The 15,106-nt window shown below is 37.1% G+C and carries 15 protein-coding genes; all 15 read left to right on the plus strand.

Annotated features, from left to right (window positions below; genetic code table 11):
- Positions 1-71 precede the first annotated feature (71 nt).
- The 15 genes from GJU32_RS02230 to GJU32_RS02300 all read left to right on the plus strand — a co-directional run bounded on the left by GJU32_RS02230 (position 72) and on the right by GJU32_RS02300 (position 14,994).
- On the plus strand, positions 72-788 hold the full coding sequence (locus tag GJU32_RS02230; RefSeq protein WP_155590311.1) for a YveK family protein: 717 nt from the start codon (positions 72-74) through the stop codon (positions 786-788).
- Entirely contained in the window at positions 788-1,486 is a 699-nt protein-coding gene (locus GJU32_RS02235) for a CpsD/CapB family tyrosine-protein kinase (protein WP_155590312.1), read from the plus strand. Before GJU32_RS02230 ends, GJU32_RS02235 begins: the two co-directional genes overlap by 1 nt.
- Before the next feature lie 9 nt (positions 1,487-1,495).
- Positions 1,496-2,581 (plus strand): glycosyltransferase, encoded by a 1,086-nt coding sequence (locus GJU32_RS02240; protein ID WP_155590313.1) that lies wholly within the window; start codon positions 1,496-1,498, stop codon positions 2,579-2,581.
- Entirely contained in the window at positions 2,563-3,741 is a 1,179-nt protein-coding gene (locus GJU32_RS02245; RefSeq protein WP_230874897.1) for a glycosyltransferase, read from the plus strand. The genes GJU32_RS02240 and GJU32_RS02245 overlap by 19 nt, the downstream gene beginning before the upstream one ends.
- A gap of 12 nt (positions 3,742-3,753) precedes the next feature.
- Positions 3,754-5,283, plus strand: a complete 1,530-nt coding sequence (locus GJU32_RS02250; protein ID WP_155590315.1) for an oligosaccharide flippase family protein — start codon at positions 3,754-3,756, stop codon at positions 5,281-5,283.
- Positions 5,265-6,278: a glycosyltransferase family 2 protein gene (locus GJU32_RS02255; RefSeq protein WP_230874898.1), complete on the plus strand. Its 1,014-nt coding sequence runs from the start codon at positions 5,265-5,267 to the stop codon at positions 6,276-6,278. The genes GJU32_RS02250 and GJU32_RS02255 overlap by 19 nt, the downstream gene beginning before the upstream one ends.
- Positions 6,279-6,410: 132 nt before the next feature.
- Entirely contained in the window at positions 6,411-7,208 is a 798-nt protein-coding gene (locus GJU32_RS02260; RefSeq protein WP_155590316.1) for a TIGR00282 family metallophosphoesterase, read from the plus strand.
- A 168-nt stretch (positions 7,209-7,376) separates the two neighbouring features.
- Complete coding sequence (locus tag GJU32_RS02265) at positions 7,377-7,643, plus strand: stage V sporulation protein S (protein ID WP_053594284.1); 267 nt, start codon at positions 7,377-7,379, stop codon at positions 7,641-7,643.
- Positions 7,644-7,911: 268 nt separating this feature from the next.
- Positions 7,912-9,651, plus strand: a complete 1,740-nt coding sequence (locus GJU32_RS02270; RefSeq protein ID WP_155590317.1) for a 2-oxoacid:acceptor oxidoreductase subunit alpha — start codon at positions 7,912-7,914, stop codon at positions 9,649-9,651.
- Complete coding sequence (locus tag GJU32_RS02275) at positions 9,651-10,517, plus strand: 2-oxoacid:ferredoxin oxidoreductase subunit beta (protein WP_155590318.1); 867 nt, start codon at positions 9,651-9,653, stop codon at positions 10,515-10,517. The genes GJU32_RS02270 and GJU32_RS02275 overlap by 1 nt, the downstream gene beginning before the upstream one ends.
- A gap of 232 nt (positions 10,518-10,749) precedes the next feature.
- Entirely contained in the window at positions 10,750-11,457 is a 708-nt protein-coding gene (locus GJU32_RS02280; protein ID WP_155590319.1) for a lantibiotic protection ABC transporter ATP-binding protein, read from the plus strand.
- A gap of 1 nt (position 11,458) precedes the next feature.
- Positions 11,459-12,187 (plus strand): lantibiotic immunity ABC transporter MutE/EpiE family permease subunit, encoded by a 729-nt coding sequence (locus GJU32_RS02285; protein ID WP_155590320.1) that lies wholly within the window; start codon positions 11,459-11,461, stop codon positions 12,185-12,187.
- A 9-nt stretch (positions 12,188-12,196) separates the two neighbouring features.
- On the plus strand, positions 12,197-12,946 hold the full coding sequence (locus GJU32_RS02290; RefSeq protein WP_230874899.1) for a lantibiotic immunity ABC transporter MutG family permease subunit: 750 nt from the start codon (positions 12,197-12,199) through the stop codon (positions 12,944-12,946).
- A 24-nt stretch (positions 12,947-12,970) separates the two neighbouring features.
- A complete protein-coding gene (locus GJU32_RS02295; protein WP_155590322.1) occupies positions 12,971-13,633 on the plus strand; it encodes a response regulator transcription factor in 663 nt (220 codons plus the stop codon).
- A 77-nt stretch (positions 13,634-13,710) separates the two neighbouring features.
- A complete protein-coding gene (locus GJU32_RS02300) occupies positions 13,711-14,994 on the plus strand; it encodes a sensor histidine kinase (protein WP_230874900.1) in 1,284 nt (427 codons plus the stop codon).
- The last annotated feature ends 112 nt before the right edge of the window (positions 14,995-15,106 follow it).

A 15,106-nucleotide genomic window follows, 5' to 3' on the forward strand; every position in this document is an offset into this window, starting at 1 on the left:
ATAAGCAGTAGGCTTGTTTAATATACTTTAGTAGCATGACCACTATTGCCTATTAGGAGGGGATCCATTTTGTGAATGAAGAAATGACAGTACAAGGTCTAGTAAAAGTATTGCAAAAACGCTGGTTCTTCATCCTAATGCTCATGATACTGTCAATTGTTACGGCTATATTGATCAGTTACTTTATTCAAACACCGATCTATGAAGCGGAAACCCAATTATTAGTCAATCAAAAAAGCTATGAAAATCAGCAACTAGTAGGCGCGCAGAATGTTGATACGGATCTTCGGTTGATTAATACGTACAATGTGATTATCAAAAGTCCTGTTATTTTAGCAAAGGTCATTGATGTGCTAGTACTTGATACGAGCCCCGAGGAATTAATGAAGCAAATCGAAGTATCGAGCGCCAATAATTCTCAAGTCGTAAATATTCGGGTACAGGATGAGAATGAAGAGAAGGCTGTAAAAATAGCCAATACGATTGCGGAAGTTTTTAAAGAGGAAATCCCTATATTAATGCATGTAGACAATATTAATATACTTTTTGTTGCTAAATCCAGTGAGTCTCCAGTACCTGTGAAGCCAAATAAAATACTAAATCTCCTCATAGCAGCCATCGGTGGTTTCAGTGTGGCAATTGTGCTTGCGTATTTTTTAGAAACGATTGATAAGACCATTAAAACAGAGCAAGATATCGAAGAAATTTTATCATTACCAGTAATTGGGATAGTGAGTAACATCGAACCGCTTACTAGAAAAAAATCGAGAGTCAGGGGGTCATCCTAATGTTTTTCAAGAGAAAAACAAAAAAATCACCAATGGCTCGCAAGTTGATTACTATTTCTGATATGACGTCAATTCCTTCAGAACAATATCGAACGATTCGTGCAAATATAAAGTTTTCACAACCTAATCAAGATGTGAAAACCATTTTAGTAACATCCTCCATTGCTGGCGAAGGTAAATCTACAAATGCAGCGAATATTGGTGTGGTATTTTCACAAGAGAGCAAAAACATACTTATTGTAGACGCCGATATGCGAAAACCGACCTTGCATCATACGTTCTATCTCGACAATATTCTAGGGCTATCTTCGGTATTATCACGGCAATCAACGCTACAAGAAGTTATTCAAGAAACTTTCGTAGAAGGGGTGGATATCATTTCGAGTGGGCCTATTCCTCCCAATCCTACAGAGTTGTTAGCTTCTGAAACAATGACCTCCTTAATGACTGAAGTGAAAGGAATATACGATCTCATTATTTTTGATGCACCACCATTACTTTTTTTATCGGATGCACAAATTTTATCGAATAAATGTGATGGCACCATATTGATTGTCAATACGGGTGTGGTTGGGAAGGCAGCTGTTGTAAAATCGAAATCAATCTTAACGGTTTCCAAGGCCAATATTTTAGGGGTTATCTTGAATAATTATAAAATAAAAGGTAGTACGTACGAGCATTATTATGGAAAAGAATAAGGGTGGAAAATGGCATTGAAAAAAATCTTGCATATTATCCCAACAACGGATTTCGGTGGTATTACGACGATGATAGTGGACATTTGGATGAATACGAATAAATCGTTGTACCATTTTGATTTCGTGTCGTTTAATAAAGGGCAGTACCATGAATTTTTTTTACAACAAGGTTCGAAGGTATTTTACGAAAAATTTATTACACAGCAAGGTCCGTTCTCTTATATGATGAATATTTATCGAATTCTAAAGCAACATGGATATGATGCAATTCACGATCATACAGGCTATCGAGCAGTATTTACATTGCTGGCAGCGCGTTTAGCAGGTGTTCAGTGTCGTGTGTTACATAGTCATACGAATGTTGCTGAAGAGTGGAATAATAAAGTCTTTTTAACTTTATTAAAAAAACTAAGTGTTTTTAATGGAACAAAATTAGTAGCCTGTAGTCAAAAAGCGGGGGAATTTTGCTTTGACGGAAGACCCTTTGAAGTACTAGCTAATCCAATAGATATTCAAAAAATAGAACGATTGTCATTTGAAGAGAATAGAAATTTGAGGGAAGAGCTGGGAATACAAGCTGAAGATTTAGTGTTAGGACATATTGGCCGCTTTGTGCCAGTAAAAAACCATCCCTTTTTAATTGAACTTGCCGTAAATTTAAAACAACAAGGTATTCCATTTAAATTGTTTTTAATAGGGGATGGCCCTTTAGAGCAGGATATTCGCCTACTCGTCAAACAAAGAAACGTAGAGGACTGTGTTCGATTTTTAGGACAGCGTGCAGATATCATCAAGCTCCTTCAACTTTTTGATAAATTTCTTTTACCATCACAATACGAGGGTTTTGGGATTGTCCTTTTAGAGGCACAAGTCTGTGGAACACCTGCCATTGTCTCTTCAACTCTACCAAGAGAAGTAGATCTAAATATTGATTTAGTGCATTATTTAGATTTGCATGGGGATATAGATAGCTGGCTTCAGGCGATTGTTACCGAAAATGTGAAATTAGACCAACAAATCATTCGTAACAGTATCAAAAATAAAGGACTTGATGCAGAAGAAATTACACGCAGGTTGTGCGCACTCTACATATAACGAAGTCAAAGGATGAGACTATTCAAAAGAAGATAAAAATTACTCATATCATTACCACCATTGGTCTCGGTGGAGCGGAAGCAATGCTTTATCGCCTATTACAAAACATGGATCGGGATGTTTATGAGGTAGAAGTCATCTGTTTAACAGAGATGGGAACGTATGGTGAATTAATAGAACAGCAATTAAATATTAAGGTATCGATATGTAATATGCGTAGCAATAGTGTAAGTGCATTAATGAGCTGTTATAAATTATGTCGAGATAGTGATATTATTCAAACTTGGATGTATCATGCTAATTTTCTAGGTTATATCCTATCTTTTTTGCTAAAAAAGAAATTAATTTGGGGTATTCACCATAGTAATTTAACTAAACAGGATAATAAACGTAGGACTATTTTTATCGCAAAGCTTTGTGCAAGACTATCCAAACGTGTAGATGCCATTATTTCGTGTGGTCCAAAGGTAAAAGAAATCCATGAAGCGATTGGCTACGCCAGTGAGCAGCATCGAGTTATAGTGAATGGTATTAATACTGAGTTATATAAGCCGAGTAAGAAGAGACACTATTATATTGAACAATTTGGCATCCTGAATCAACCGATTTTATTGCATGTTGGCAGGTGGGATCCATTAAAGGATTATGCAAATTTGATAGCTAGTTTGAAACTGTTAAGACAGATAAGGCAAGATTTTTATCTATTTTTAGTTGGTTTTGAGATTGACGCCTCAAATAGGGATTTACTACAAATGATTGAAGATGCCCAGTTAGAGCGGGTGACATTCTTATTAGGTAGCAGAGAGGATATTCCACAATTAATGGCAGCAGCTGATCTCTTTGTTTTATCCTCAGCAGGAGAAGGGCTACCTAATGTGTTAGTAGAGGCTCTCGCTAGTGGAACATGCTGTGTGACAACAAATGTAGGGGATTGTGAATATTTAATAGGTAATTGTGGAGAAGTTGTAGCAGCCAAAGATGCAAAGGCTTTAGCAAAGGCGATTAATACGGCATTAAATTACAGTTCACAGCAATATGTACAAAAAGCAAGCCTTGGTCGTGAACATGTGTTAGCAAACTTTCAAATTCAACAGGTCGTTGCACAATATCAATCATTATATCCAGCTATTCTAAATATGAAAGCTCATCCTAGCTCATAGAAAGGTGTGCTCATGAAGGAAATTAAAATTGGGGCCATTCTTTCATATGTAACCATAGGCTGCACGATTATCTCTTCGCTCATTTTCACCCCTATTATGATTTCACTCCTTGGTCAGAAAGAATTTGGTTTATATTCCTTAATGATAGTACTTGTCGGGTATCTGTCCATTTTAGATTTAGGATTAGGCAATGCCATTGTACGCTATATTGCTAGAAATCGAGCAACGGCGGATAAGGTATTGGAAGCGTCATTAAATGGATTTTTTTTGAAATTATTTATCGGTATTGGCTGTCTTACTTTATTGATAGGCTTCTTACTATTTTCACAGGTGGATATTATTTTTGGACAAAGTTTAACGGGGGAACAATTAGAAAAGGCAAAAATCATGGGGTTTATTATGACCATTAGTTTAGCGATGCAATTTCCATTAGGTGTCTTTACTTCCATCTTACAAGCATATGAAAAATTTATTTTTATTAAATTGACAACATTATTACAGGTGATTGTACAACCTCTGACAATGTTGTTTTTTCTTTTACAGGGAACAGATGCGGTAACATTGATTTATATAATCGCTATTTATAACATACTTTTTTTAGCAGTGGATGCCATTTATTGTATAAAGGTACTCTCCATTAAATTTACATTTACCCTAAAGAATACAGCGCTTATAAAGGAAATTTTCATCTATTCTTTTTTTATTTTTATAACAGTTATCGTTGATAAAATCTATTGGCAAACCGATCAAGTGCTGTTAGGCATTTTAAAGGGAACAGAAGATGTTGCCATTTATGCAGTGGCTATTCAAATTGTGTTGATATTTATGTCATTGGCTTTAGCTATTAGTGGTTTGTTTTTACCTCGTATTTCTATGCTTGTTACAAAAGAAGAGGGGCTAGTAGAAATTAATCAGCTCTTCATTAAAGTTGGCGCGATTCAATTTTTAGTAGTTGGCTATATACTGGGTGGCTTTTTTCTTTATGGCCAAGAGTTTCTATTGTTGTGGCTAGGGAAAGATTTTATGGCCATTTATTCGATTGTACTCATTATAATGGCGCCATTTACTATTGATCTCATTCAAAATTTAGGTCTTAATGTGTTGAAAGCGAAAAATTTGTTTAAATTTAGAACCATTTTATTAATCATTGTAGCTGTCACAAATATTTGCGTATCTATACCAGCCATCTACTTTTATGGAAAAATTGGCACAGCGGTTATTACGGCGTGTTCATTATTTATAGGAAATGTAGTCATTATGAATATTTACTACCATAAAAAAATCGGTTTGGATATCTTTGGATTTTGGCGAACTATTAGCAAGCTAGTTCTCGCTTTTGTCATCGCTATTTGCTGTAGTCAGCTATTATGGAATGTGACAAAACCACCCATTACTTGGATGACCATTATTTTATCAATTTTTTATTATACGGTTCTGGCAGGAGTCAGCCTTTTCTACATAGGTCTGACGAAAGATCAGAGAACAAAGTGGATAGAGCTTTTCTGTAAAGGAGGCGCAAAGTTTTGGCGTCCAAAATCTTAGTGAGTGTTATTGTGCCAGTCTACAATGCGGAGAAATATTTGAATAAATGTCTTATGAGCATTTGTCAGCAAACATTAAAGGATATTGAGATTATTGCTATTAATGATGGTAGTCAGGATCAATCATTGTCCATTTTACAAAACTTCGCACAGATTGATGCACGCATAACCATTTTGAATATCGAGAATAGTGGTGTTAGTAACGCAAGAAATTTAGGAATTGAACATGCCAAAGGCCAATATGTCACCTTTGTTGATGCGGATGATTGGCTTGAGCTAACGATGCTTGAAGAATTATTTCAAGCATGTAGGCTGACAGGTTCTAATATTGCAAAATGCGATTTATTTTGGCAAGAGGCAGATGGTAGTAGGCAATTACATTACCCTTCAGATGCATACTGTACCTACAGTGCAATAGATTGTTTAAGTGAATTATTTACAGAAATAGGGGAAAAACATTTTGGGTTCGCAACCTGCAAATTATATGAGAAGTCCTTTTTAAATCTGCATAGACTACGATTTGATGTATCGATGAGCTTTGCAGAAGATACAGTTTTTCTGACGAGAGCCGTTATAAAAAATCAGTCTATTTGCTATGTGCCAAGACAACTTTATTATTATAATGTTACCAATCAAAGCTCCTTAACAACGAGAGCTATGATTAATTTACGTCATAATTATGATCTGTTGTATAAAAAGCTGCTAAAGGAATTACAAAATGGAAATGTATATGAAGAAGTAAGAAATAGCTTTCTAAATTACCAGTTTGAGGGGCTGCTGATTATCCTTCATCATTGTCCTGCTAAACCGCTGGCGATTAAGGTTGCGATTCAATCCTTTTTAGAAGCCTATCCGGATATACTAAAGGTTAAATTAATTAATCGTAATAGGAAACAGTTTGTTTTCTTAAAGCTCATTAAAATGAATTGGCTTACTTTATGCTCAGCACTAATCTACATGAATGTGAAAAAGCCTAAAGTGATATGGCCGCTGTAAGATTTATATTTTTTTTGCTTAATCATCCTCCTAGCGTTACAATTAATGATGTTATTCAAGGTGCGTTATGAAGTAAAGTCTCAGAAGAACAATGACATAGAGACGTAATGGAAAGAAAGAGTGGTTGAAAAAATGAAAGTTTTATTTATTGGCGATATTGTTGGTTCAATTGGTCGAGATGCGGTGGAAAAATACTTACCTCGCTTAAAAAAGAAATTTAGTCCTGATGTTGTGATTGCGAATGGTGAAAATGCTGCGGCAGGACGAGGAATTACTCGTACTATTTATAATAGCTTGTTACAAATGGGTGTAGATGTTATTACAATGGGCAATCACACATGGGACAATAAAGATATATTTGATTTTATTGATGATGCTGATTATTTAATTCGACCAGCCAACTTTTCAAGTGAGGCACCAGGCAAAGGCATGGTGCAAATTTCTAAAAATGGTGTGACACTATCTGTCATTAATTTACATGGACGTGTATTTTTACCTCCGCATGAGGACCCGTTCGCAATGGCAGAAAAATTGATTGAAGAGGCCCGTCAAATATCACCACTTGTTTTCGTGGATTTTCATGCTGAAGCGACAAGTGAAAAAATTGCCCTTGGCTGGCATTTAGATGGCAAGGCTTCAGCCGTTGTAGGGACGCATACCCATGTGCAGACAGCTGATGCAAGAATTTACCCGAATGGCACAGCTTATATTACGGATGTAGGAATGACGGGCCCATACGATGAAATTTTGGGCATGATGAAGGAAAGTGTTATTTATAAATTCCAAACAAATATGCCATCACGTTTTGAAGTACCGAAAAATGGGCGAGAGGTTTTAAGTGGCTTCTTTGTAGATATGGATGATAAAACAGGGAAAGCTATTTCCTGTGAACGTATTTATATCAATGAAGATTATCCATTTCAAGGATAAATAAGTCGAAGTATGTTTGTTTACGAAGGTATACAGGTTTCTTTGTGGAACTAGTCTATTCTCTTCTTGCGGAGCATAAAATGTGCTACGGACAATAACTTGAGGTCCAAAAAGGGGGACATGAGTTGTTGAGCGTAAACACTATTCGCGAAACGGGGAGGAATAATTGTGGATTCATTAAAAGTATCATCACGCTCTAATCCAAATTCAGTTGCAGGTGCATTAGTCGCGGTAATCAGAGAAAAAGGGCAAGCAGAAATGCAAGCAGTTGGGGCAGGTGCACTTAACCAAGCCGTGAAAGCAGTGGCCATTGCACGCGGATTTGTAGCGCCAAGTGGCACAGATTTAATTTGCGCACCGGCGTTTGCCGATATTTTAATTGCTGGTGAAGAACGTACAGCCTTAAAGCTGTTAGTGGAAAAACGTACTCGATAAAAAAGTAATGAAGTAAAATGTCTTGTCACATAATAAAGTGGCGGGGCATTTTTTTCTTGTGCCTTGAGGCTTTACATATGATAGATGTCACTTGAAATAGGAGAGCTATTTTGCTTAGATTTGAAAATTACAACTTTTTGAACAAGATTTTCAGTCAAAGGTCTGATTTTAGCCCAAATCGTTGAGAAACAATAGTGCAGACGGTTTCTTCGTGTTAAACTTATGAAGGAAAAATAATAGTACACATTGGATTTAAGGAGTTGTTGACATGTTACATCAGCTTTCATGGAAAGTCGGTGGGCAACAGGGTGAAGGGATTGAGAGTACAGGTGAGATTTTCTCAATGGCAATGAATCGTCTAGGTTATTTCCTATACGGTTATCGTCACTTCTCTTCTCGAATTAAAGGTGGCCATACGAATAATAAAATTACAGTTCGTCCAACAGAGGTACGTTCCATTGCGGATGATTTAGATATTTTAGTGGCATTCGATCAAGAAACAATCGATGTCAATTATAAAGAGCTTACTGAAAACGGTATTATTTTAGCGGATGCAAAATTTGATCCTGTTAAACCAGAAGATTCAAAAGCACCATTATTTGCGGTACCGTTTACAGAAGTAGCTGCAGAGCTTGGTACGTCATTGATGAAAAACATGGTGGCAATCGGATCAACGGCGTCATTGTTAAATTTAGATGATGCAGTGTTTCAAAATGTAGTTGATGATATTTTTGGTAGAAAAGGCGAAGAGGTCGTTCAGAAAAATATGGAAGCCATTACACGTGGCCGTCATATCATGAATGAGCTTTTAGGTGATCGTGTAGGCGAATGGGAACTTGCACCTGCTGATGGAAAACGCCGTATGTTTATGATTGGAAACGATGCTGTGGCACTTGGCGCCCTAGCAGCTGGGACACGCTTTATGGCAGCATACCCAATTACGCCAGCTTCTGAAATTATGGAATACTTGATTAAAAAATTACCGAAATTCGGTGGTACTGTCATTCAAACAGAAGATGAGATTGCTGCTGCAACAATGGCTATTGGAGCTAACTTTGGTGGGGTTCGTTCCTTTACAGCTTCAGCAGGACCAGGTCTTTCATTAATGATGGAAGCAATCGGTCTTTCAGGTATGACAGAGCAACCATTAGTTGTAGTGGATACACAACGTGGTGGCCCATCTACTGGATTACCAACAAAGCAAGAACAATCAGATTTAATGGCAATGCTTTATGGTACACATGGTGAAATCCCTAAAGTTGTCATTGCACCTTCTACAATGGAAGAAGCATTCTTTGATACAATTCAAGCATTTAATATTGCTGAGGAACTGCAATTACCTGTTATCTTAATGACAGATTTACAATTGTCTCTAGGGAAACAATCTGTAGAACCGTTTGATTACAATAAAATTGAAATTCGTCGCGGTAAAATTGTGATTGATGATCTTGAAGAAGCAGCAGATAAAGCATATTTCAAACGCTATGAAGATACAGAAGATGGTATTTCACCTCGTGTATTCCCAGGTAAACTACATGGTATTCACCATGTTACTGGTGTTGAACATGATGAAACAGGGAAGCCTTCTGAAGCAACTGGCAACCGTCAAGCACAAATGGATAAACGTTTCCGTAAATTAGATAATTTGAAATTTGATAACCCAGTGTTTGTCAATGCACCTCATGAAGCAGCTGATATTTTATTAGTAGGCTTTAACTCAACAAGAGGAGCTATTGAGGAAGTACAAGAACGATTAAACGCGCAAGGCATGAAGGTTAATCATGCACATGTTCGCTTAATTCACCCATTCCCAATCGCGGAGATGGCACCCCTTGTAGCACAAGCGAAAAAAGTAATTGTTGTGGAAAATAACTATACTGGGCAATTAGCCAATATTATGAAGATGAATGTTGGTGGTCACGATAAAATCGAGACAATCACTAAATATAATGGTACACCATTCTTGCCAGGTGAATTAGAAAATCGTGTGAAGGAGTTGACTCGCTAATGGCAACATTTAAGGATTTTCGTAATGCAGTGAAACCAAACTGGTGCCCAGGCTGTGGAGACTTCTCTGTGCAAGCAGCAATTCAGCGTGCTGCTGCAAACGTTGGAATTGAGCCGAATGAGCTTGCCGTCATTTCGGGAATTGGTTGTTCAGGTCGTATCTCAGGTTATATCAATTCTTATGGTTTCCATGGTATTCATGGTCGTGCACTTCCAATTGCACAAGGATTAAAAATGGCAAATCGTGATTTACATGTTATCGCTTCGGGTGGTGATGGTGATGGATTTGCTATCGGTATGGGGCATACAATTCATGCCATTCGCCGTAATATTGATGTTACTTATATAGTTATGGATAACCAAATTTATGGCTTAACAAAAGGTCAAACATCTCCACGTTCTGCTGCTGGATTTATTACTAAATCTACACCAGGTGGAGCAATTGAGCCATCATTGAAACCATTAGAGGTAGCCTTAACAAGTGGTGCTACATTTGTGGCACAAGGCTTCTCTACGGATATTAAAGAGTTAACAGCTTTAATTGAAGCAGGTATCAATCATAAAGGTTTCTCTTTCATCAATGTCTTTTCACCTTGTGTGACATATAACAAAGTGAACACATACGATTGGTTTAAAGAGAACTTAACAAAACTGGCGGATATTGAAGGCTATGATAACGCCGATCGAGGCAATGCGATGCGGACTGTGATGGAGCATGAGGGCTTAGTAACAGGAATTATTTATCATGATACAGAAACAACTTCGTATCAACAAAAAGTACCTGGCTACTCCGAGTTACCATTAACAGATATCGATATCAAAATGAGTGAAACAGACTTTAATGAATTAGTGAAAGAATTTATGTAAAAATGAAAGAAACGAAGCATTTGGGATGATGTCATTCCAAATGCTTTTTTATGCTTAAGTATGGAATCGCGAGTAAAAGTACAGCTTTCGCGGGTATTTAGTGATCAAACGCGGGTAAATGCATAGCTACAGCGAGTATTTAGTGACCAACCGCGGGTATTTGATTTTGAATCCTTATAAAATCCTTATAATTATTTTTTACACTAAGGTCATCGAAAGGATGATGACTATTATGAAAGATTTGATTTTGAAGACAGAACATCTTAATAAAGCGTTTAAAGGACAAAAAATAGTAGACAATGTATCATTAGAAATCCAACGTAATACGGTTTATGGTTTGCTGGGGCCAAACGGTGCAGGGAAATCTACAACATTAAAGATGATTACCGGCATGTTACGGCCAAATGCTGGGGACATCATTTTTGATGGGCATACCTGGAATCGAAATGATTTACGAGACATTGGTGTCTTAATCGAAACACCACCATTATATGAAAATTTAACAGCAATAGAGAATTTAAAGGTTCGAACGATCGCGTTAAATCTACCACCAAATCGTATCGAAGAAGTATTAGAAATTGTAGATTTAAAGAATACAGGGAAAAAACGAGCTGGTCAATTTTCTTTAGGTATGAAACAAAGATTAGGTATTGCGATTGCGCTGTTAAACAAGCCAAAGCTGTTAATTTTAGATGAACCTACAAATGGACTAGATCCAATTGGTATACAGGAGCTTCGTCAACTTATTCGTTCTTTTCCAAAGCAAGGCATCACTGTTATTTTATCTAGTCATATTTTGTCTGAGGTGGAACAAGTCGTGGATGACATTGGCATTATTGCTGATGGTAAGCTTGGCTATCAAGGATCGGCACCACAAGGTAAGGAATTAGAATCACTTTTCATGCAGGTTGTCTCTGCTAACAGAAAGGCAGGTCACTAGTATGATAGAAATAATGAAAGCGGAGCAATTAAAATGGAAGCGGACTTTTATCTTAAAATTACTATGGCTTACGCCCCTTGTGACATTGCTTTTAAGTGCCGTACTTATGGGTGGTACTTACTTTCAAACGGGTGCTTATAACTGGTGGTACACAATGCTGTTACCAGGAGCACTGACGATTTGCTGTGCCTTAGTAGTCGAAAACGATAAGAAAATGAAATACCAAAGTATACTTGCACTACCGGTTGATCTAAAAAAAATTTGGCTAGGAAAAATACTTGCATCAAGTGTTTGGTTACTCCTTATTACAGTTATATTCTTTATAGGAATCACGGTAGGAGGCTGGTTATTTGGTTTTAGTTTGCACATATCAAGTAGTTTATTAAGTACTGTGGTTATTTACCTGACGTTTTTGTGGCAAATACCTTTATGCCTTTTCCTAGCAGCCAAATTCGGCACCTATTTGGCCATTTTAATTAATTTAGTAGCCAATATTATAGGGATTGTTGCATTTGCAGACGGAGAATTATGGTATAGCTATCCATTTGCGATTGGCGCACGTTTGTTATGCGCAACAATTGGCATATTACCAAATGGTCTACCAGTACCTGAAGGAAGCACCTTATTCGATAAAGGTGTTATACTTCCAGGCTTACTGATTGCATTAACTTGGTTTATTATAGTTAGCTTCCTAACTGCAAAGTGGTTTCAAAAAAGGCAGGCGAAATAGGGGATGGACATGTTACGATTATTGAGAGTGGAATGTCTTAAAATAAAACGAACACCATTTCTGTTCACACATCTACTCGTACCTATTGCTATTTCCGGGTTGTTTTTAGCGTATTACTCCTATTCACCGTGGGATTTTCAAGGGAAAGTAACTGCCTATTTTCAGGGGTTAGCGTGTGGGCTACCTATTATTATAGGATTAGTGTGTGCAATGGCATCCGAGCAGGAGGCAAACGCAGGTCATTTTCAAGTAATGCTAGCCACAACGAACATAAAAATAAAGTCATTTATGAGTAAGCTATTATTGTTATTGTTGTTTAGCTTTGGTGCCATCTTCCTGTCTATTGCCATCTTTAGTATTGGCTTTAGAGAACTATTACATGAAGTAGATTTTGACTATTCATTTTATAGTACCGCCGCATGTATCCTATTTGGCAGTCATGTTATTTTATATATTTTCCATTTATTTGTGAGCTTACAATTTGGAAAAGGTGCTTCTATTGGATTAGGTGTTGTAGAATCCCTTGTGGTCGCCTTATTGCTTACAGGCTTAGGTGATAGTATTTGGCCATTTTTACCTTATGGTTGGAGCGGGCACTTCGTATCATTATGGATTTTAAAGTCAGTAGGAACAGACGTAACATTGCTTGAAACAAGTATCCATATTGGTATGATGGCGTGTTTAGGGGGTATAATGTTGGCCTTTGCACTTTCTTGTTTATGGTTTTGGAGATGGGAAGGTAGAGCATCGGAACAGTAGGAATGGATTGTTGGGAGATGAATTATGGCAAATATATTAGTAGTTGATGATGAAGTAGATATTTTAATGCTGATTAAAAATGCGCTTCGTAAAGAGGATCATTTAGTAACCATTGTATCCGAACCGATCAAAGTAGGAAAGATGGATCTAGGTTCCTTTGATTTAATTTTGCTTGATGTGATGATGCCTACTATTGATGGCTTTACATTATGTGGGCAAATTCGTCATGCTGTGGATTGTCCAATTCTTTTTCTTACGGCTAAATCCTTAGAGGAGGATGTTATGTATGGTCTAGGCTTAGGTGCAGATGATTATTTGATCAAACCATTTGGAATTGGGGAGCTACGTGCAAGGGTTAACGCCCATCTTCGACGTGAAAGAAGAGAGAGACGGAGCATCCTTTATATCGATAAAGTTCATTTTAATCTTTCTGGTAAAGAGCTTTTTGTTCATAATGAACGAGTCATGCTAACTAAAAGTGAGTATGAGATATGTGAATTTCTAGCACGTAATCGAGGGCAGGTTTTTTCAAAGGAACAAATATACGAAACGATTTTTGGCTTTGATGGTAAAAGTGACAGTACAGCGATAACGGAGCATATAAAAAACATTCGCTCAAAGCTGCATTCTTTTGACATAGATGTCATTGATACGGTTTGGGGGATCGGCTATAAATGGAGACCATAAAACCGAGGAAAGGAACACGACTCCACACATTTTTCCTGAGGTATTTAGTCTTTCTTTGCATAGGAATCATTTTATTAGTGGCACTAGTATTGGGTCTATTTATGTTTGCCTTTTCAGCTAATATTATTTTGCCAGCAAATTATGCAGAAACACAAATTACTTTAGCTAAAGATCGCATTGCTTCAAGCATGTCGGTTACAGCTGATATGATTCCAGATCTTGTAGACTACGCGGTGATTTCTAATCAAGGGGAATTCATATCAGGAAATTTAACAGAAAAGGAGGCTTTCCATGCATGGTATTTGATGCAAAAGGGTGAGACGCAAGGTAGCACTCGGTTTTATGCATTTATCGAGCGAGAACAGGAAGTGTGTATTTTAAGCTATCATTTAGTTCCTGAGTATCGCTCTGCTGTCATGAGAAAGTACTTGCCCAACCCACAATTAATGATTTTACTGTTATTTATAATAGGGGTAATTGTACAAGTAACAGTACTTGCTGTTCATTTCGGTAGAAGTCTCAAACGAAAAATGATGGGCTTACAAGAAGCCATTGAAAAAATCCAAAATCAGAATTTGGATTTTCAATTAAATCCTTCTGGTATTCGAGAAATAGATGATATTGCGCTCTCCTTCGAGCATATGAAGGAAGCATTAAATACTTCATTGAAACAACAATGGGAGGCTGAGAGGTCACGGAGAGAACAAATATCTGCACTTGCCCATGATTTGAAAACCCCACTTACCATTATCCGTGGAAATGCAGAACTTTTACTGGATACTGTTCAAGATGAAACGCAAAGAGAATATAACGAATATATAGTGAAAAATACCATTGAAATTGAAAAATTTACAAAGCAATTAATGGACATATCGAAGGTAGAACAAAGTGTTGTCAGTGCAAAAACGAATGTAGATATGGATTCTTTTATTCAACAGCTAGAACAACAAATGAAGGCTCTTGCATTAGAAAAAAGTCTTGAAGTAAGTGTAGAAAGTGATAAACTACCTGTTTCTTTTATGATAGAGGAGGAGCTTTTTTATCGAGCTCTGTTAAACCTGATTGTCAATGCTGTAGAGCATACACCAACTAAAGGAAAAGTCACTTTGTCCATTCAGGGAGAGACGAATTTCGTTCATTTTACCGTGATAGATAGTGGCGCTGGTTTTTCATCGAAAGATTTAAAGGAAGCAACCAAGCAATTTTATCGGGGAGATCCAAGTAGAAACGCAGCAAATCATCATGGCATGGGACTTTATATTGCTGAATCCATCATTCAAAAACAAGGTGGAACATTGTCGTTGGCTAATGATTTGATAACGGGAGGAGGAAAAGTGACAATTACTATTGCGACATCTTAATTATAAGATGTCCTTTTTTAATTGTATTCGAAAGTAAAAGAACAGCTTTCGCGTGTATTTAGTGATCAACCGCGGGTAAAAGAACAGCTACCGCGTGTATTTAGTGACCAAC

The sequence above is a fragment of the Lysinibacillus cavernae genome (assembly GCF_009724685.1).
Taxonomy (GTDB): Bacteria; Bacillota; Bacilli; order Bacillales_A; family Planococcaceae; genus Lysinibacillus; species Lysinibacillus cavernae.

Bases quoted from the DNA above. Each gene is read 5' to 3' on its own strand.
- GJU32_RS02235 (WP_155590312.1), top strand. From the start codon at position 788: ATGTTTTTCAAGAGAAAAACAAAAAAATCACCAATGGCTCGCAAGTTG.
- GJU32_RS02240 (WP_155590313.1), top strand. From the start codon at position 1,496: ATGGCATTGAAAAAAATCTTGCATATTATCCCAACAACGGATTTCGGT.
- GJU32_RS02250 (WP_155590315.1), top strand. From the start codon at position 3,754: ATGAAGGAAATTAAAATTGGGGCCATTCTTTCATATGTAACCATAGGC.
- GJU32_RS02260 (WP_155590316.1), top strand. From the start codon at position 6,411: ATGAAAGTTTTATTTATTGGCGATATTGTTGGTTCAATTGGTCGAGAT.
- GJU32_RS02270 (WP_155590317.1), top strand. From the start codon at position 7,912: ATGTTACATCAGCTTTCATGGAAAGTCGGTGGGCAACAGGGTGAAGGG.
- GJU32_RS02275 (WP_155590318.1), top strand. From the start codon at position 9,651: ATGGCAACATTTAAGGATTTTCGTAATGCAGTGAAACCAAACTGGTGC.
- GJU32_RS02280 (WP_155590319.1), top strand. From the start codon at position 10,750: ATGAAAGATTTGATTTTGAAGACAGAACATCTTAATAAAGCGTTTAAA.
- GJU32_RS02285 (WP_155590320.1), top strand. From the start codon at position 11,459: ATGATAGAAATAATGAAAGCGGAGCAATTAAAATGGAAGCGGACTTTT.
- GJU32_RS02290 (WP_230874899.1), top strand. From the start codon at position 12,197: ATGTTACGATTATTGAGAGTGGAATGTCTTAAAATAAAACGAACACCA.
- GJU32_RS02295 (WP_155590322.1), top strand. From the start codon at position 12,971: ATGGCAAATATATTAGTAGTTGATGATGAAGTAGATATTTTAATGCTG.